This is a genomic window from Paraburkholderia tropica (assembly GCF_014171495.1).
GTDB lineage: Bacteria > Pseudomonadota > Gammaproteobacteria > Burkholderiales > Burkholderiaceae > Paraburkholderia > Paraburkholderia tropica.
On record NZ_CP049134.1, the window covers coordinates 1,788,975 to 1,805,696 of the forward strand.

Here is a 16,722-nt window from a genome sequence, read left to right on the forward strand (position 1 = left end):
ACGGGACCGAAGCGCGCACAACGCGCACACAATTCGCACAAAACCAGGAGACCACCATGCTGAAGCTTCATCGTTTGCGCGCCCGCGAGCCGCGCCTTGCGCGCCGCCGCTGGCTCGCGCTCGCGGCCGCCGCCATGGGCACAGGCGCGTTGATGCGCGTGGACGCACAGGCCGCGCCGCGCGTCATCAAGGTTCACGCGCGCCGCTTCGTGTTCACGCCCGACCATATCGCGCTCGCGCCGCACGAAAGCGTCATATTCGAGTTGACGTCGCAGGACACGACGATGGGCTTTTCGATTCCGCAGTACGGTGTGCGCGCCGACGTGCCGCCTGGCAGCGTCGTCAAACTCGCGGCCACGGCGGGCGACGTGGGCACGGTTCAGTTTCTCTGCGACATCTTCTGCGGTTCGGGCCACGAGACGATGAACGGCGTAATCACGGTCGGATAAGCGAAGCCGCGGACCGGCGGCTCAAACGACGTCGGTCCAATAGCCCGGCCGCGAATAGATCGCCTTCAGATAATCGATGAAATAGCGCACCTTGGCCGGCACATAGCGCTGCTGCGGATACACGGCGAGGATGTCGTAATCGGGCAGCGCGTACTCGTCGAGCACGGTTTCCAGTTCGCCGCGCGCGAGCTGCGCGTCGATCTCCCAGGTGGAGCGCCAGCCGAGCCCGAGCCCTTCCGTCACCCAGCGGTGCAGCAACTCGCCGTCGTTGCAGTCGAGATTGCCGCCCACGCGCACGGTCGCGAGCTTGCCGTTGCGGCGGAAATACCAGCCGCGATTCTGTCCGCCTTGCAGATTGAACGCGAGGCAATTGTGGTTCGGCAGATCTTCGAGCGATTTCGGCCGGCCATGCTTGCGGAAATAGTCCGGCGTGCCGCACACCACGCGCCGGTTCGAGGCGAGCTTCACGGCGACGAAATTCGGATCGACCGAGCCGCCGATGCGGATCGACAGGTCGTAGCCCTCGCGCACCAGATCGACCACGCGGTCAGTCAGGTTGAAGGACACCTGCAACTCGGGTTTGTCGGCGAGAAATTCGGGCGCGAGCGGCGCGACGTGCTTGCGCCCGAACGCGGCGGGCGCCGAGACGATCAGATGCCCGTTCACCACGCGCCGCCCCACCGACAGCTCGTTCTCCGCCTGCTCCCATTCCGCCAGCAGCCCGCGGCAGCGCTCCAGAAACGCGGCGCCTTCCTCGCTGACCACGAGCCGCCGCGTCGAGCGGTACATGAGCTTCACGCCGAGGCGCTTTTCGAGCGCGTCGATCCGGCGGCCGAGAATCACGGGCGACACGCCCTCCTCCAGCGCCGCTGCCGCGAGACTGCCCGCCTCCGCGACGCGCACGAAGGTCTCGATCTGCTTGAAGCGATCCATCGTCTGTCTCCTTCCGGTTGCCTCGTCGCCCGGTCATTCCATACTTTTTGTATCGAAATAAGCGACCCGGACTGATCTTATCAAACCTTTCCTGCAAGCCTACAGTGACTCTCAAGCGCTGTATCCCTCGGCCTGTTCAGGCCGCCGCGACATTCAGGAGACATTTCATGGCCAAAATGAGAGCCGTCGACGCCGCCGTGCTGGTGCTCGAAAAAGAAGGTATCGACACCGCGTTCGGCGTGCCGGGCGCCGCCATCAATCCGTTCTACTCGGCGCTCAAGAAAGCCGGCGGCATCACGCACGTGCTGGCGCGTCACGTCGAGGGCGCCTCGCACATGGCCGAAGGCTACACGCGCGCCGCGCCGGGCAATATCGGCGTGTGCATCGGCACCTCGGGCCCGGCGGGCACCGACATGATCACGGGCCTCTACTCCGCCCAGGCCGACTCGATTCCGATCCTCGCGATCACGGGCCAGGCGCCGCGCGCGCGTCTTTACAAGGAAGATTTCCAGGCCGTCGATATCGAATCGATCGCCAAACCCGTCACCAAGTGGGCCGTGACCGTGCGCGAGCCGGCACTCGTGCCGCGCGTGTTCCAGCAGGCGTTTCATCTGATGCGCTCGGGCCGTCCGGGTCCGGTGCTGGTCGACATGCCGATCGACGTGCAGCTCGCCGAAATCGAATTCGACATCGACACCTACGAACCGCTGCCGGTCTACAAGCCGAAGGCGACGCGCAAGCAGATCGAAGCCGCGCTCGAACTGCTCAACGCGAGCGAGAAGCCGCTGATCGTTTCGGGCGGCGGCGTGCTCAACGCAGCGGCCGAAGACCTGCTCGTGCAATTCGCGGAAACCGTGGGCGTGCCCGTGATTCCGACGCTGATGTCGTGGGGCGCCATCGCCGACGACCATCCGCTGATGGCCGGCATGGTCGGGCTGCAAACCTCGCACCGTTACGGCAACGCGACGATGCTCGCCTCCGACTTCGTGCTCGGCATCGGCAACCGCTGGGCCAACCGCCATACGGGCAGCGTCGAGGTCTATACGAAGGGCCGCAAGTTCGTGCACGTCGATATCGAGCCGACGCAGATCGGCCGCGTGTTCGGTCCGGATCTCGGCATCGTCTCGGACGCGAAGGCCGCGCTCGAACTGTTCGTCGAAATCGCGCAGGAATGGAAGGCCGCGGGCAAGCTCAAGGATCGCAGCGCGTGGGTGGCCGACTGCCAGCAGCGCAAGGCCACGATGCACCGCAAGACGCATTTCGACAACGCGCCGATCAAGCCGCAGCGCGTCTACGAGGAAATGAACAAGGCGTTTGGCCGCGACACCTGCTACGTGAGCACGATCGGCCTTTCGCAGATCGCGGGCGCGCAGTTCCTGCACGTCTACAAGGCGCGCAACTGGATCAACTGCGGCCAGGCCGGCCCGCTCGGCTGGACGATCCCGGCGGCGCTGGGCGTGCGTGCGGCCGATCCGTCGCGCCCGATCGTGGCGCTCTCGGGCGACTACGACTTCCAGTTCATGATCGAGGAACTGGCCGTGGGCGCGCAGTTCAAGCTGCCCTACGTGCACGTGCTCGTGAACAACTCGTATCTGGGCCTGATCCGCCAGGCGCAGCGCCAGTTCGACATGGACTTCTGCGTGCAGCTCGCGTTCGAGAACATCAACGCGCCGGAAGTGAACGGCTATGGCGTCGATCACAAGACCGTGGTCGAAGGTCTCGGCTGCAAGGCGCTGCGCGTGTTCAAGCCCGAGGAGATCGCACCGGCGCTCAAACAGGCGCAATCGATGGCTGCGGAGTTCAGCGTGCCGGTGGTCGTCGAGGTGATTCTCGAACGCGTGACCAATATTGCAATGGGCGCAGAGATCGACGCGATCAACGAGTTCGAGGAACTCGCCGACAAGCCGGAACACGCGCCGACCGCGATCGCCCTGCAATCCTGATGATTCGACGAAACAGTATTCGTCGTATTGCCTTAGTGTTTGTGTAGTGCTTCCACCCGCTTTTCGCGCTCAGCCCTGATGCGCGAAAAGCGGACGCTCCCACCCTGACCGACCCGCGAGACACTCATGCCGAAATTCGCCGCGAACCTCACCATGCTGTTCAACGAAGTGCCGTTCCTCGACCGCTTTGCCGCGGCTGCCGAGGCGGGCTTCGATGCCGTGGAATTCCTGTTTCCTTATCCGTACAAGGCCGCCGAACTCGCCGACCGCCTGAACGCGCACGGCCTCAAGCTCGTGCTGCACAACCTGCCGGCCGGCAACTGGGAAGCCGGCGAGCGCGGCATCGCCTGCCTGCCCGATCGCAAGGGCGAATTCAAGGAAGGCGTGGGACGCGCGATCGAGTACGCCCGCGCGCTGCGCGTGCCGCAACTGAACTGCCTCGTCGGCATTCCGACGGCGGGCGTCGATCGCGATACGGCGCTTGCGACCATCGTCGAGAACCTGCGTTACGCGGCGGGCGAACTGAAGCGCGAAGGCATCCGCCTGCTGGTCGAGCCGTGCAACAGCTACGACATTCCGGGCTTCGCGCTGAACCGTTCGGCCGAAGCGCTCGGCGTGATCGAGCAGGTCGGCTCCGACAATCTGTTCCTGCAATACGACATCTATCACATGCAGCGCATGGAAGGCGAACTCGCCGCGACCCTCAAGAAGCAGTTCGCGAAGATCGCTCACATCCAGCTCGCCGACAACCCCGGCCGCAATGAGCCGGGCACGGGCGAGATCCACTATCCGTTCCTGTTCGATCTGCTCGATTCGCTCGGCTACGAAGGCTATATCGGCTGCGAATACAAGCCCAAAGCGGCCACCGTCGACGGCCTCGGCTGGTTGCGCAGCGCGCAGCAACGCGCCGCCGAACTCGCCTGATTTCACGCAGCGCCGACGTCCGCGCCGCGCGTACCGCACGCATCGACTTATCGAACCGCATTCGACTCAACTGGAGACAACACAGATGGCAAAGATTGGTTTTATCGGCCTCGGCATCATGGGCGCGCACATGGCGCGCAACCTTCTGAAGGGCGGCCACACGCTGGCCGTCAACGGCAAATATCCGGTGCCCGACGATCTGCGCACGCAGACGACCGTGGTCGCCGACTCGACCGCCGTCGCGCAGGCGTCGGACATCGTGATCGTGATGGTGCCCGACACGCCCGACGTGCAGAACGTGCTGTTCGCCGACGACGGCGTGGCCAAGGGTCTCTCGGCCGGCAAGCTGGTGATCGACATGAGTTCGATCTCGCCGCTCGAAACGCAGCAGTTCGCGAAGCAGATCAACGCGCTCGGCTGCGATTATCTCGACGCGCCGGTATCCGGCGGCGAAGTCGGCGCACGCGACGCCACGCTCTCGATCATGGTCGGCGGCCCGGAAAAGGCCTTCAACCAGGCCAAGCCGCTGTTCGAGATCATGGGCAAGAACATCTCGCTCGTCGGCGACAACGGCGCGGGCCAGACGACGAAGGTCGCGAACCAGATCATCGTGGCGCTGAACATCGAAGCCGTGGCCGAGGCACTGCTGTTCGCCGCGCGTTCGGGCGCCGATCCGGAGCGCGTGCGCAAGGCGCTGATGGGCGGTTTCGCGTCGTCGCGCATTCTCGAAGTGCACGGCGAGCGCATGACGAAGCGCACGTTCAATCCGGGCTTCCGCATCGAGCTGCACCAGAAGGACCTGAATCTCGCGATCGACGGCGCGCGCAAGCTGGGCATCGCCCTGCCGCATACGGCGAGCGCGCAGCAGCTCTTCAGCGTGTGCGCGGCGAACGGCGGCAAGGCCTGGGATCATTCGGCGATGATCCGCGCACTCGAAATCATGGCGAACTTCGAAATCGCGCAGGCGCCGGAAGCGCAGGCGAAGGCCGCGTAAGCGACGCTAAACGTAGCGCAAGCCGCTGTAGCGATGGACGAATCGGCGATGCGTGCGAGCAAGGCACACGCATCGCATCGCCGGTTCCATCCAGCGGCGTTCGAACGATAAGAAACACCTTCACGTATTCACGCATTCAGGCCGGCGCGCGCGACGCGACGGCCATCGGTGGGGCGCTTCGTGGCGGCGGCAACCGCTGCGAGGCAAATCGGGGCCGCTCTGGGCTGAGGGCGGCCAGTGGGGTCCGAAAGCGGCACTCGGCGACGACGGGGAAGCCTTGGTCGGTCAGACGTCGTCTCCGGGTGTCCGCCTGTCGGATGGCCGCGCCTCGCGCTCGCTGCGCGTGTTGCGTTTGTTGCACTCCCCTCACTGCCCGCGCGCAACGCCCGCGCGGCATTTCACAATGTTTTACCTCCTCGCGCTGGACGCGTTCGCGTTCGCGTTTCTAGAATCGTGCTTTCATTCGTGTGTCACGCCGGCAGCGCAAGGTGAACGCGCAGGTCAACGCGCAACTGGCTGCGTGGTCACTCAATCAACCCCCAGCACGTGAGGAGTGTGATCGATGGGCATTATCAATTTCATCAAGGAAGCCGGCGAAAAACTGTTCGGCTCGGCCTCCGCGCCGGCGCAAGCCGCCGAACCCGCCGCCGCACCGGCTGCGAATCTCGCGGACCTGAACCAGAAGGCCGGCGACGCGATCGCGGCCTATATCCGCTCGCAGGGCCTCGACGCCGACAACCTCGGCGTGACCTACGACGGCGTCTCGCATACCGTGACCGTCACGGGCAACGCCGCCGATCAGCCCACCAAGGAAAAAATCCTCGTGGCCGCGGGCAACGTCCAGAACGTCGACAAGGTCGACGACCAGCTGACCGTCACGAATCCCGCACCGGAAGCGCAGCACCACACGGTGGTCGCGGGCGACAACCTCTGGAAGATCGCCGAAAAGTACTACGGCAGCGGCGCGAAGAACGACGTCATCTTCCAGGCCAACACGCCGATGCTCAAGAGCCCGGACAAGATCTATCCGGGTCAGGTGCTCGTCATTCCGCCGCTGCAGTAAAGTAAAACCTGCGGCCGGAACGGAAACGGGCCTTGCGGAGCGATCCGCAAGGCCCGTTTTTCATGCTGATTCTCGTGCTGCGCGAGTCAGCGATCAATACGTATCGAACACACGCTGCAAGGCGTCCTTCTGCGTGTTGCCCGCGGCCAGCGCGAGCATCAGCAGCACACGCGCCTTGTACGGGCTCAGCGTGCCCGCGGAAACGAAGCCGAGCGCGTCGTCCTTCGCCGCGCCGTTGTGCATCACGTGACCCGAACCCACGCGCGAGGCGCGCACCACGGCCACACCTTGCGCAGCCGCGTCGGCGAGCGCCTGCTGGAGCGTGGCGTGGATCGAACCATTGCCCGTGCCCGCCACGACGATGCCGCGCACGCCCGCGCTCACGAGCGCATCCACGGCAATGCGCGAGACGCCCGCATAACTCGTGACGATGTCGACCTGCGGCCACTGCGCCGCGTCGTCGACCACCGCGAACGGCGTATCGAGCGTGTGCGGGCGCAGCGCGCGGCGCTGGAAGTCCACGCGGCCGTCCTGCACCCAGCCCAGCGCACCGATTTCCGGCGACTGGAACGCATCGACGGCATAGGTGCTGATCTTCGCGACGTCGCGCGCGCAATGCATGCGGTTGTTGAACGCGACGAGCACGCCCTGCCCGGCCGCCTCGCCGCTCGCCGCGACCGTCACGGCATTGAGCAGATTGAGCGGACCGTCGGCCGACAGCGCAGACGCCGGACGCATCGCCGCCGTGAGGATCACCGGCTTGGCGCTCTTCACGGTCAGATGCAGCAGATAGGCGGTTTCTTCGAGCGTGTCGGTGCCGTGCGTGATCACCACGCCGTCGATGTCGTCGTCGGCGAGCAAGGCATTCACGCGCTGCGCGAGCGTGGTCCAGAGCGCGAACGACATGTCCTTGCTGTCGACGCTCGCGACCTGCTCGGCGTGGATCTGCGCGACGGCGTCGAGGCCCGGCACGGCGGCCAGCAGTTGCGCCACGCCGATCACGCCGGCCTGATAGCCCGCCGTATTGGCCGCGTCGGGCGCGGAACCGGCGATGGTGCCGCCCGTGGCGAGCACCGCGATGCGCGGCAGCGCCGAAGCGCCGGCCGCGTTCTGGGAGGAAGAAGAAGTAGTCATGGCGGCGATTTTAAGCGATCCGACTGCCGCCGCCATCTGGCCCGTTAGCCGGGCCAATCAACACGCCTCAGACCACTTCGCGCAACTGGCTCGCGATCTGCTGCTCGGTCAGTTGCGGCGCGAACATCTCGATCAGCCGGTACGCGTACTGACGCAGGAACGCGCCCTTGCGCAGACCCACGCGCGTCGTGCTCGCCTCGAACAGGTGCTGGGTGTCGAGCGCGACCAGTTCGCTATCGCGCTTCGGATCGTAGGCCATCGCCGCGACCACGCCCACGCCCATGCCGAGTTCGACGTAGGTCTTGATCACGTCCGCGTCGATGGCGGTCAGCACCACGTCGGGCACCACGCCCGCTTTCGCGAACGCCTGGTCGATGTGCGAGCGGCCCGTGAAATCCTGGTCATAGGTGATGATCGGATATTCGGAGATGTCTTCGAGCGTGAGATTCTCGCGGCCCACGAGCGGATGCGTCTTCGGCACGACCACCACGTGATGCCACGAATAGCACGGGAACGTCACGATATCGGGGAAACGATCGAGCGCTTCGGTCGAGATGCCGATATCGGCCTCGCCGTTGATGATCATCTGCGCGATCTGCTGCGGATTGCCCTGGCGCAGCGCCAGATGCACCTTCGGGAACACCTCGCGGAACTGGTGCACGACCTTCGGCAGCGCATAGCGCGCCTGCGTGTGAGTCGTCGCCACGACGAGGTGGCCGCTGTCCTGATCGGCGAACTGGCGCGCCACGCGGCGCAGGTTCTCCGCGTCGAGCAGCATGCGCTCGATCAGCTGATGCACGGCCTTGCCCGGCTCCGTGAGACCCGTGAGGCGCTTGCCGCGTCGAATGAAGATGTCGACGCCCAGCTCGTCCTCCAGATCCTTGATCTGCTTCGACACACCCGACTGCGACGTGTACAGCACGTTCGCCACTTCGGTCAGGTTCATGTTCTGCCGCACGGCCTCGCGCACGAAACGCAACTGCTGAAAATTCATGTTCTTCTCTCCGGAACTGCCGACCGTTTATTGATGTTTTTAGTGTAGTGGATGCGCGGCTAGCCGCGCATCGTTGCGCCGATATTGTGCTGATTGGGTTTATTGCGCCGGAAACACACGCAGGCCGCGCGGCACCGCCGTCACGCCGTCGCCGACCGAAAGATCGAGCGCGCGCCACGCCTCGCGGTCGAGCTGCGCTTCGAGCGCGCCGCCCGTGCGGCTTTCGAGTTCCACACGCACCGAACCGCCCAGCGTCACCACGCGGCGCACGTCGACGACGATGCCGTCGCCATGCTGCGCCGCGTCGCGATGCAGCACCAGATCGTGCGGACGCACATAGGCGAGCGCCGGACCTTCGAAACCCGCCTGCACCGAGATCGCCTGCGCCGCGCCATCGGCGACGAAACCGTTCGCCGTCACGCTGCCGCGCAGACGGTTCGCCGCGCCGAGGAATTCGTAGACGAACGCCGTCTGCGGATGATCGTAGACGTCCTGCGGGCTGCCCACCTGCTCCACGTGACCGTGATTCATCACGACGATGCGGTCGGCCACTTCGAGCGCTTCTTCCTGATCGTGCGTGACGAAGATCGTCGAGATATGCAGATCGTCGTGCAGACGGCGCAGCCAGCCGCGCAATTCCTTGCGCACCTTCGCGTCGAGCGCGCCGAACGGCTCGTCGAGCAGCAGCACTTTCGGCTCCACCGCGAGCGCGCGCGCCAGCGCGATACGCTGACGCTGGCCGCCCGACAGCTCGGACGGATAGCGCTGCGCGAGCCAGTCGAGCTGCACGAGCTTGAGCAGTTCATGCACCTTCTCGCGGATCACCGCTTCCGACGGCCGCTCGTTGCGCGGCTTCACGCGCAGGCCGAACGCCACGTTCTCGAACACCGTCATGTGACGGAACAGCGCGTAATGCTGGAACACGAAGCCCACCTGACGCTCGCGCGCGCCCACCTCGCCCACGTCCTGACCTTGCAGCACGACCTGGCCTTCATCGGCGTATTCGAGGCCCGCGATCACGCGCAGCAGCGTGGTCTTGCCGCAGCCCGACGGCCCGAGCAACGCGACCAGTTCGCCCGCCGGAAAATCGAGCGAGACGTTGTCGAGCGCGGTGAAGTCGCCGAAGCGCTTGTGCAGATTGCTGACGGTGATGCCCATGATTACAGCTCCTGTTGAAGCGATTGACGCGCGGCGCCGGTGCGGGACGCGGGTTGCGAATGAGGTTGATTGCCCGACGCGGCCGTCGACGCGGCCGCATAAGCCGGCGGCGGACCGGCGTGGGCCGGCACGTCGTCGTCGCGCAGTTCGGCGGACATGTGGCGCTCGGCAAGCAGCTTGAGCCCCAGCGTCACGAGCGCGAGCAGCGCCAGCAACGACGCCACGGCAAAGGCCGCCGCGAAGTTGTATTCGTTGTAGAGAATCTCGACGTGCAGCGGCATGGTGTCGGTCTGGCCGCGAATGTGACCCGAGACCACCGAGACCGCGCCGAACTCGCCCATCGCGCGCGCATTGCAGAGAATCACGCCGTACAGCAGACCCCAGCGGATGTTCGGCAGCGTCACGCGGCGGAACATCTGCCAGCCCGACGCGCCCAGCACGTGCGCGGCTTCTTCTTCGTCGGTGCCCTGCGCCTGCATCAGCGGAATCAGCTCGCGCGCGACGAACGGGAAGGTCACGAAGATCGTCGCGAGCACGATGCCCGGCACCGCGAAGATGATCTGCACGTTATGGTCTTCGAGCCACGGACCGAACCAGCCCTGCGCGCCGAACATCAGCACGTAGACGAGGCCCGAGATCACCGGCGAGACCGAGAACGGCAGGTCGATCAGCGTGGTGAGCAGCGCCTTGCCGCGGAAATCGAACTTCGCGATCGCCCACGACGCGCACAGGCCGAAGGCCAGATTGAGCGGCACCGCGATCGCGGCCGTGATCAGCGTGAGCTTGATGGCGGCGAGCGCGTCGGGATCGGCGAGCGATTCGAAATAGAAGCCGATGCCCTTCGAGAGCGCCTGCCAGAACACCGCGACGAGCGGCACCACGAGGAACAGCGCGAGAAACGCCAGCGCGATGCCCGTCAGCAGCCAGCGCACCCACGGCGCCTCGGTCACGGGGTTGGGACGGCCTGCCGGAATACGGCGTGCGTTCGTGCTCATTGCGCACCTCCGGCGGCGGCTTGCGTGGTTTGCGTCGTGGTTTGCGTTGCATTCGGCGCACGCGGCGCGCCCCCACCGCGGCTCGTGCGGCGCTGCAAATACCATTGCAGCGTGTTGATCAGCAGCAGCATCACGAACGACACGCACAGCATCACCACGGCCAGTGCCGTCGCGCCCGCGTAGTCGTATTGCTCGAGCTTGGTGATGATGAGCAGCGAGGTGATTTCGGACTTCATCGGCACGTTGCCGGCGATGAAGATGACCGAACCGTACTCGCCCAGCGCGCGCGCGAACGACAGCGCGAAACCGGTCAGCAGCGCGGGAAACGCCGCCGGCAGCACCACGCGGCGAAACGTCAGCCAGCGCGACGCGCCGAGGCACGCGGCCGCCTCTTCCTGCTCGCGCTCGAACTCCTCAAGCACGGGCTGCACCGTGCGCACCACGAACGGCAGGCCGATGAACGTCAGCGCGACCAGCACGCCGAGCGGCGTGAAGGCGATCTTGAGTCCGAGCGGCTGCAGATACTGGCCGATCCAGCCGTTGCCCGCGTACACGGCCGCGAGCGAAATGCCGGCCACCGAGGTCGGCAGCGCGAACGGCAAATCGACGAGCGCGTCGATCACGCGCTTGAACGGGAACGTGTAGCGCACCAGCACCCACGCGAGCAGAAAGCCGAACACCGCGTTGATGAGCGCGCCGCCGAGCGCGGCGGTAAACGTCAGCCGGTACGACGCGATCACGCGCGGCGACCACACGGCGCGCACGAATTGCGCCCAGTCGAGCGTGGCGGTCTTGAGAAAGGTGGCCGCGAGCGGAATCAGCACCACGAGGCTCAGATAAGCCACGGTGATGCCGAGCGTCACGCCGAATCCCGGCAGCGCGCCTGGCTTGCGTAATCGGAACGTCGTCATGCTGGATCTCTTCACATGGGTTGCGCGTCTGTTGCGCCGAAAGGCGCGCCTCATTGGGCGCGCCTTGTTCTTATCGTTACGTCGATACTGCTACTGCACAACCGCGACTGCGCTTATTGCGGCTGGTAGATCGAGTCGAACACGCCGCCATCCGCGAAATGCGTCTTCTGTGCGTTGGCCCAGCCGCCGAAGGTGTCGTCCACCGTGTAGAGCTTCAGCTTCGGGAACTTCGCCGTCAGCGCCGCCGGCACCTTGTCCGAACGCGGACGGTAGAAGTTCTTCGCGGCGATCTCCTGACCTTCCTCGCTATAGAGGAACTGCAGATACGCCTCGGCCTGCTTGCGCGTGCCCTTCTTGTCGACGACCTTGTCGACCACGGCAACCGGCGGCTCGGCCAGAATGCTCACCGACGGCACCACGATCTCGAACTTGTCCGGACCGAATTCCTTCAGCGACAGGAAGGCCTCGTTTTCCCAGGCGATCAGCACGTCGCCGATGCCGCGCTGCACGAAGCTCGTGGTCGCGCCGCGCGCGCCCGAATCGAGCACGCCCGCATTCTTGTAGAGCTTCGTCACGAACTCCTTGGCCTTCTGGTCGTTGCCGCCCGGCTGATGTTCGGCGTACGCCCAGGCCGCGAGGTAGTTCCAGCGCGCGCCGCCCGAGGTCTTCGGATTCGGCGTGACGATCGACACGCCCGGCTTCGTCAGATCGTCCCAGTCCTTGATGTGCTTGGGATTGCCCTTGCGCACCAGAAACACGATGGTCGAGGTGTACGGCGAGGCGTTGTCGGGCAGGCGCTTTTGCCAGTCCTTCGCGACGATGCCCTTGTTGGCGAGCGCGTCGATGTCCCAGGCCAGCGCCAGCGTCACCACGTCCGCCTGCAGGCCGTCGAGCACCGAGCGCGCCTGTGCGCCCGAGCCGCCGTGCGACTGCTTGATGGTGAGCGTTTCGCCCGTCTTCGCCTTCCACTGCTTGATGAAGGCTTCGTTGATCTCCTGATACAGCTCGCGCGTCGGGTCGTACGACACGTTCAGCAGCGAGGTATCCGCGTGCGCAGCCGGCGCCATCGCCACCATGCCGACGAGCGGTGCGATGCCGATGACCAGTTTTGCAGCCAGCGAAGTCAGCCAGCCTGCGCGCCCCGTATTGCCTTGATTCATCCACTTTCTCCGTTTTGTCGTGTGGTGCTTGCGATCGATGAAGGCCAGTCTAGCGATCCGCTTACATTATTAAAAATGATGTTTTTTCATTCTTTAATACGCAAAAGTGGTAAGGGCGGAGGAATCGGACGTTTGAGCGTGTTTTCGTCCGTCCGATCGCCGGGAAACGCTGCTGTGGCGGCACCCAAACGACAAAGTTCAAGTAACACTTGAAAAGCGGCGAATACTGTATAAAAATACAGTTACCTGTTCAAACATACAGTGTCGACATGACCAAACTCACCGCACGACAGCAGCAGGTTTTCGATCTGATCCGCCGCGCGATCGAGCGCACCGGCTTTCCGCCCACGCGCGCCGAGATCGCCGCCGAACTGGGCTTCAGCTCGGCCAACTCGGCGGAAGAGCATTTGCGCGCGCTGGCCCGCAAGGGTGTGATCGAGCTTGCGGCGGGCGCCTCGCGCGGCATCCGTCTGATGCCCGGCCCCGACGACCTGCCGCACCAGTTCACGCTGCCGCACGCCAGCATCATGCAGCTCTCGCTGCCGCTGGTCGGGCGCGTCGCGGCAGGCAGCCCGATCCTCGCGCAAGAACATATCTCGCAGAACTACGCCTGCGACCCGGCGCTGTTCTCCAGCCGCCCCGACTATCTGTTGAAGGTGCGCGGGCTGTCGATGCGCGACGCCGGCATCCTCGACGGCGACCTGCTCGCCGTGCAGAAGAAGGCCGAAGCGAAAGACGGCCAGATCATCGTGGCGCGTCTGGGCGACGACGTCACCGTGAAGCGTCTGAAGCGCCAGCCCAACGGCATCGAACTGATCGCGGAGAACCCCGACTACGACAACATCTTCGTGCAGGCCGGCAGCGCCGACTTCGCGCTCGAAGGCATTGCCGTCGGTCTGATCCGGCCCACCGAATTCTAAGAATCCATCCGCGCCTGTCAGCGCTGGTTTTGCGCCTCGTGGCGCACTTCTCTGGAGAGAGTCATGGAACGCCTTGCCCGCCTGTTGCCCTTCCGTCAATTCGGCCGTCTGCGCCATCTGCGCGGAATCGCCTCGTGCGCAATGCGTGAAGCGCGCGCCTCAGCCGCCGCGCTCAATGGCTCGCTTTTCGAGAAGCTGGAAACGCCGGAACTGCCGCCGCTGCCGTCGGCGCAACCGGCCTTCGCCCGCGTGTCGCTGAACAGCACGCTGAATACGGAACAGCCGGACCGCCGCGCGCCGGTGCGCGTGTATCACGGTCAGTCGCGTCTCATCATGGTCGGCACGATGGACGCGGTGTGCCGTGCCATCGACCGCTGCATCGCCGAACAGCAAAGCGATCTGGCGGCGGCGCTCGCGAAGTAAGGTGTGAAATCGGAAGGTGGGAAATAGCGTGTCGGCGGAGGTTCTTGCGGGTGTAGGGATCGTTTTGGCGCACGTGTGGTCAACACTGTGATTGAATCGCCGACTCAACCGCTCCGACTCAACCGCTATTTGAACCCTTGCGCTGCTCGCGCGGCGCGCCTGCTCTCCGATGACCGATACCGATACACCCAAGCTTTCTCGCTCTCGCGCCGGCAAGTCCTCGAACTGGAAGAAGCCCGTCGCCATCGCCGTTGCGGCGGCGGCCGTGGTGGCCGCGCTCGGTTACGGCTACGCCTCGCCGTATATCGCGCTGAATCATCTCAAACAGGCCGCCGACGCACGCGATGCGGCCGCGCTGAGCGAATACGTCGATTACCCCGCGTTGCGCGCGAGTCTCAAGCAACAGGCCGGGGAAATGCTGCAACGGCGCATTCAGGCCGAGCACAGCAGCAATCCGTTACTGCTGTTTGGCGCGGTGATCGGCTCGGCGCTGATCGGCCCGCTCGTCGACGCCTACGCCACGCCTGAAGGCGTCGCCGCGCTGCTCAACGGTATGCCGCCCACCGGCAAGCCCGGCGAACAACCCGCCGCGCCGCCGCCGGCTCCGCCCGCAGAAAACGCGCCGCCATCCGCGCCGCCAAGTGGCACCTCATCCGAAGCGCCCGCCAACCCCGGCGCACCGGCCGAGCCCGCTCAAGCGCAACCCCGCTCGCAAGCCACGGCGGGTTATCGCAGCATCAATGAGTTCGCGGTCACATGGCAGCGCAGCGCGCACAGCGAGCGCTATGCCGCCATCCTGGAGCGGCACGGCCTGTTCTCGTGGAAGCTCGCGGCGGTGGAATTGAACGAACCCGATTCGGGAAGCGGCGCGAACACGCCAAACTGATCGGGCGCGAATGGCTGATCGTCTGCATCAAGGCGGCAATCATTGCGCGGCGGGCCGGCAAGACGTTAAACGCATGCCAGCCCCGCGCACGCGCCCTACGCGGCCGCTTGCTGCTTGTCTTCAGCAGGCGACGAACACGCCACGAGAATGCTGCACGACACACGATCGAGCAGCGGCGTATTGCCCGCGCCCATCCACCAGCGCGACAGACCTGTGCGGCAGCGATGCCCCACCACTACGAGATCGGCCTGCAGTTCGTTGGCGAGATTCGCGATTTCGTCGATCGGATGACCGAACGCGAAGTGGCCCTGCGCGCGCACGCCGCGTTCGGTGAGCCAGTCGACGCCCTCCTGCAGAATCTCGCGCGCCGTTTCCTCGAAGCGGCCGCACGCCACATCGGTCAGCAGGCCGGCGCTCTGGGCGATGGTCGAGCGCATGTCCACGACCGAGAGCAGATGCGTCTCGGCGTGCAGATCCAAGGCCAGATCGGCCCCGCAACGCAGCGCCTTGCGGCCTTCGCGCGAGCCGTCGTAACAGAGCAGGATTTTCTTGTAGCTCGCCATGATCATTTCCCCCAACACCCACGCGAAAACGCAGGTCGTACCTGCATCATGGTGCGCCGCAATTGCACATGCAAGGGCTGGAAAACGCCAGGTGCGCGGCAGCTCTCAAACCGCGCGCAACACCCGCCGGCACTGGATTTGCGCACAAGGACAATGATTGCCGCGTCAGCGATTGACGCGGCATGCGCACCTGCGCCTGCATGTGCACACCAGGCGCGCGCCGAGGCTTCCGTGTGAGCCATCGCGCTCGCGCGCGCGATCGGCATGCACCAACCTCGCGCGCCGCAATGCTCTAGAATAGGCCGCCTTGCGCGTGCACCACCTGCGCGCTCACCGACATCGCTCAACCATGCCCGCCATCGAATTCGAGCAGGTCATCAAGCACTATGGAGACAGGACGGTCGTCAACGGTCTGTCGTTCGACGTCGTCCCCGGCGAATGTTTCGGACTGCTGGGTCCGAACGGCGCGGGCAAGACCACGACGCTGCGCATGCTGCTTGGCATCGTCTCGCCCGATGCGGGCCGCATCAGCCTGTGCGGCGAACCCGTCCCCGCGCGCGCCCGTCATGCGCGCGCCCGCGTCGGCGTGGTGCCGCAATTCGACAATCTCGATCCCGATTTCACCGTGCGCGAGAACCTGCTCGTGTTCGGCCGTTACTTCGGGCTCTCCGCTCGGCAGACTCAGGATCTCGTTGCGCCGCTGCTCGAATTCGCTCGGCTCGAAAGCAAGGCCGACGCGCGCGTGGGCGAACTGTCCGGCGGCATGCGGAGGCGGCTTACGCTCGCGCGCGCGCTCGTCAACGATCCCGACGTGCTCGTGATGGACGAACCCACCACGGGCCTCGACCCGCAGGCGCGTCATCTGATCTGGGAGCGGCTGCGTTCGCTGCTCGCGCGCGGCAAGACCATTCTCCTCACGACGCATTTCATGGAGGAGGCCGAACGATTGTGCAATCGCGTCTGCGTGATCGAGGAAGGCCGCAAGATCGCCGAGGGCGCGCCGAAAGCGCTGATCGAAACCGAAATCGGCTGCGACGTGATCGAGGTCTACGGACCGGAACCGGCCGCGCTGCGCGACGAGCTTGCGCCTTACGCCAAGCGCACCGAAATCAGCGGCGAAACGCTGTTCTGCTACGTCGACGACCCGGCGCCCGTGCACGCGCAGTTGCGTCCCCGCTCGGACCTGCGCTATCTGCACCGGCCCGCGAATCTCGAAGACGTTTTCCTGCGGCTCACGGGCCGCGAGATGCAGGACTGAGCCGCCCACGACCG

At 65.3% G+C, this 16,722-nt stretch carries 17 protein-coding genes; 9 read left to right on the forward strand and 8 right to left on the reverse strand.

Annotated elements, in window-relative coordinates:
* The first annotated feature begins 56 nt into the window (after positions 1-56).
* On the forward strand, positions 57-449 hold the full coding sequence (locus G5S35_RS07975; protein WP_065060085.1) for a cupredoxin domain-containing protein: 393 nt from the start codon (positions 57-59) through the stop codon (positions 447-449).
* 21 nt (positions 450-470) lie between these two features.
* Here the strand turns inward: G5S35_RS07975 and G5S35_RS07980 are convergent, their stop codons facing one another.
* Entirely contained in the window at positions 471-1,382 is a 912-nt protein-coding gene (locus tag G5S35_RS07980; RefSeq protein ID WP_124261031.1) for a substrate binding domain-containing protein, read from the reverse strand.
* A gap of 167 nt (positions 1,383-1,549) precedes the next feature.
* On the opposite strand from G5S35_RS07980, the gene gcl reads away from it, so the two are divergent.
* The 4 genes from gcl to lysM all read left to right on the forward strand — a co-directional run bounded on the left by gcl (position 1,550) and on the right by lysM (position 6,306).
* Positions 1,550-3,325, forward strand: coding sequence for a glyoxylate carboligase (gene gcl / locus G5S35_RS07985; protein ID WP_065060087.1), 1,776 nt, complete (start codon positions 1,550-1,552; stop codon positions 3,323-3,325).
* 126 nt (positions 3,326-3,451) lie between these two features.
* Positions 3,452-4,249 (forward strand): hydroxypyruvate isomerase, encoded by a 798-nt coding sequence (gene hyi / locus G5S35_RS07990; RefSeq protein ID WP_183038146.1) that lies wholly within the window; start codon positions 3,452-3,454, stop codon positions 4,247-4,249.
* A 70-nt stretch (positions 4,250-4,319) separates the two neighbouring features.
* Positions 4,320-5,243: a 2-hydroxy-3-oxopropionate reductase gene (locus G5S35_RS07995; RefSeq protein ID WP_221224464.1), complete on the forward strand. Its 924-nt coding sequence runs from the start codon at positions 4,320-4,322 to the stop codon at positions 5,241-5,243.
* Positions 5,244-5,805: 562 nt separating this feature from the next.
* Positions 5,806-6,306 carry a peptidoglycan-binding protein LysM gene (gene lysM / locus G5S35_RS08000; protein WP_065060090.1) on the forward strand — a complete coding sequence of 167 codons (501 nt, stop codon included), beginning with the start codon at positions 5,806-5,808 and terminating at the stop codon, positions 6,304-6,306.
* Between the two features lie 93 nt (positions 6,307-6,399).
* Here the strand turns inward: lysM and G5S35_RS08005 are convergent, their stop codons facing one another.
* From G5S35_RS08005 to G5S35_RS08030, 6 genes are all read right to left on the reverse strand, one after another.
* Positions 6,400-7,440 carry an asparaginase gene (locus G5S35_RS08005; protein ID WP_124261033.1) on the reverse strand — a complete coding sequence of 347 codons (1,041 nt, stop codon included), beginning with the start codon at positions 7,438-7,440 and terminating at the stop codon, positions 6,400-6,402.
* Positions 7,441-7,507: 67 nt separating this feature from the next.
* Positions 7,508-8,434, reverse strand: coding sequence for a CysB family HTH-type transcriptional regulator (locus tag G5S35_RS08010; RefSeq protein ID WP_065060092.1), 927 nt, complete (start codon positions 8,432-8,434; stop codon positions 7,508-7,510).
* A 99-nt stretch (positions 8,435-8,533) separates the two neighbouring features.
* Complete coding sequence (locus G5S35_RS08015) at positions 8,534-9,592, reverse strand: sulfate/molybdate ABC transporter ATP-binding protein (protein WP_183038147.1); 1,059 nt, start codon at positions 9,590-9,592, stop codon at positions 8,534-8,536.
* A 2-nt stretch (positions 9,593-9,594) separates the two neighbouring features.
* Positions 9,595-10,587: a sulfate ABC transporter permease subunit CysW gene (cysW, locus tag G5S35_RS08020; protein WP_074984257.1), complete on the reverse strand. Its 993-nt coding sequence runs from the start codon at positions 10,585-10,587 to the stop codon at positions 9,595-9,597.
* Positions 10,584-11,498: a sulfate ABC transporter permease subunit CysT gene (gene cysT / locus G5S35_RS08025; protein ID WP_110328091.1), complete on the reverse strand. Its 915-nt coding sequence runs from the start codon at positions 11,496-11,498 to the stop codon at positions 10,584-10,586. The genes cysW and cysT overlap by 4 nt, the downstream gene beginning before the upstream one ends.
* Positions 11,499-11,611: 113 nt before the next feature.
* Positions 11,612-12,658 (reverse strand): sulfate ABC transporter substrate-binding protein, encoded by a 1,047-nt coding sequence (locus G5S35_RS08030; protein WP_065060096.1) that lies wholly within the window; start codon positions 12,656-12,658, stop codon positions 11,612-11,614.
* Between the two features lie 269 nt (positions 12,659-12,927).
* On the opposite strand from G5S35_RS08030, the gene lexA reads away from it, so the two are divergent.
* From lexA to G5S35_RS08045, 3 genes are all read left to right on the forward strand, one after another.
* Positions 12,928-13,578 (forward strand): transcriptional repressor LexA, encoded by a 651-nt coding sequence (gene lexA / locus G5S35_RS08035; protein WP_065060097.1) that lies wholly within the window; start codon positions 12,928-12,930, stop codon positions 13,576-13,578.
* 63 nt (positions 13,579-13,641) lie between these two features.
* A complete protein-coding gene (locus G5S35_RS08040; protein WP_065060098.1) occupies positions 13,642-14,001 on the forward strand; it encodes a hypothetical protein in 360 nt (119 codons plus the stop codon).
* Positions 14,002-14,170: 169 nt separating this feature from the next.
* Complete coding sequence (locus G5S35_RS08045; RefSeq protein WP_074984261.1) at positions 14,171-14,887, forward strand: DUF2939 domain-containing protein; 717 nt, start codon at positions 14,171-14,173, stop codon at positions 14,885-14,887.
* Between the two features lie 95 nt (positions 14,888-14,982).
* Here the strand turns inward: G5S35_RS08045 and G5S35_RS08050 are convergent, their stop codons facing one another.
* A complete protein-coding gene (locus tag G5S35_RS08050; protein ID WP_065060117.1) occupies positions 14,983-15,450 on the reverse strand; it encodes a universal stress protein in 468 nt (155 codons plus the stop codon).
* A gap of 349 nt (positions 15,451-15,799) precedes the next feature.
* On the opposite strand from G5S35_RS08050, the gene nodI reads away from it, so the two are divergent.
* Positions 15,800-16,708, forward strand: coding sequence for a nodulation factor ABC transporter ATP-binding protein NodI (gene nodI / locus G5S35_RS08055; protein ID WP_065060100.1), 909 nt, complete (start codon positions 15,800-15,802; stop codon positions 16,706-16,708).
* Positions 16,709-16,722: the final 14 nt, after the last annotated feature.

What these genes read in the sequence shown, in the direction of transcription:
- G5S35_RS08040 (WP_065060098.1), top strand. Translation starts at nt 13,642, where the DNA reads ATGGAACGCCTTGCCCGCCTGTTGCCCTTCCGTCAATTCGGCCGTCTG.
- cysT (WP_110328091.1), bottom strand. Translation starts at nt 11,498, where the DNA reads ATGACGACGTTCCGATTACGCAAGCCAGGCGCGCTGCCGGGATTCGGC.
- nodI (WP_065060100.1), top strand. Translation starts at nt 15,800, where the DNA reads ATGCCCGCCATCGAATTCGAGCAGGTCATCAAGCACTATGGAGACAGG.
- G5S35_RS08050 (WP_065060117.1), bottom strand. Translation starts at nt 15,450, where the DNA reads ATGGCGAGCTACAAGAAAATCCTGCTCTGTTACGACGGCTCGCGCGAA.
- G5S35_RS07980 (WP_124261031.1), bottom strand. Translation starts at nt 1,382, where the DNA reads ATGGATCGCTTCAAGCAGATCGAGACCTTCGTGCGCGTCGCGGAGGCG.
- G5S35_RS08045 (WP_074984261.1), top strand. Translation starts at nt 14,171, where the DNA reads ATGACCGATACCGATACACCCAAGCTTTCTCGCTCTCGCGCCGGCAAG.
- cysW (WP_074984257.1), bottom strand. Translation starts at nt 10,587, where the DNA reads ATGAGCACGAACGCACGCCGTATTCCGGCAGGCCGTCCCAACCCCGTG.
- G5S35_RS08010 (WP_065060092.1), bottom strand. Translation starts at nt 8,434, where the DNA reads ATGAATTTTCAGCAGTTGCGTTTCGTGCGCGAGGCCGTGCGGCAGAAC.
- lysM (WP_065060090.1), top strand. Translation starts at nt 5,806, where the DNA reads ATGGGCATTATCAATTTCATCAAGGAAGCCGGCGAAAAACTGTTCGGC.
- G5S35_RS08030 (WP_065060096.1), bottom strand. Translation starts at nt 12,658, where the DNA reads ATGAATCAAGGCAATACGGGGCGCGCAGGCTGGCTGACTTCGCTGGCT.
- hyi (WP_183038146.1), top strand. Translation starts at nt 3,452, where the DNA reads ATGCCGAAATTCGCCGCGAACCTCACCATGCTGTTCAACGAAGTGCCG.
- gcl (WP_065060087.1), top strand. Translation starts at nt 1,550, where the DNA reads ATGGCCAAAATGAGAGCCGTCGACGCCGCCGTGCTGGTGCTCGAAAAA.
- G5S35_RS08015 (WP_183038147.1), bottom strand. Translation starts at nt 9,592, where the DNA reads ATGGGCATCACCGTCAGCAATCTGCACAAGCGCTTCGGCGACTTCACC.
- lexA (WP_065060097.1), top strand. Translation starts at nt 12,928, where the DNA reads ATGACCAAACTCACCGCACGACAGCAGCAGGTTTTCGATCTGATCCGC.
- G5S35_RS07975 (WP_065060085.1), top strand. Translation starts at nt 57, where the DNA reads ATGCTGAAGCTTCATCGTTTGCGCGCCCGCGAGCCGCGCCTTGCGCGC.
- G5S35_RS08005 (WP_124261033.1), bottom strand. Translation starts at nt 7,440, where the DNA reads ATGACTACTTCTTCTTCCTCCCAGAACGCGGCCGGCGCTTCGGCGCTG.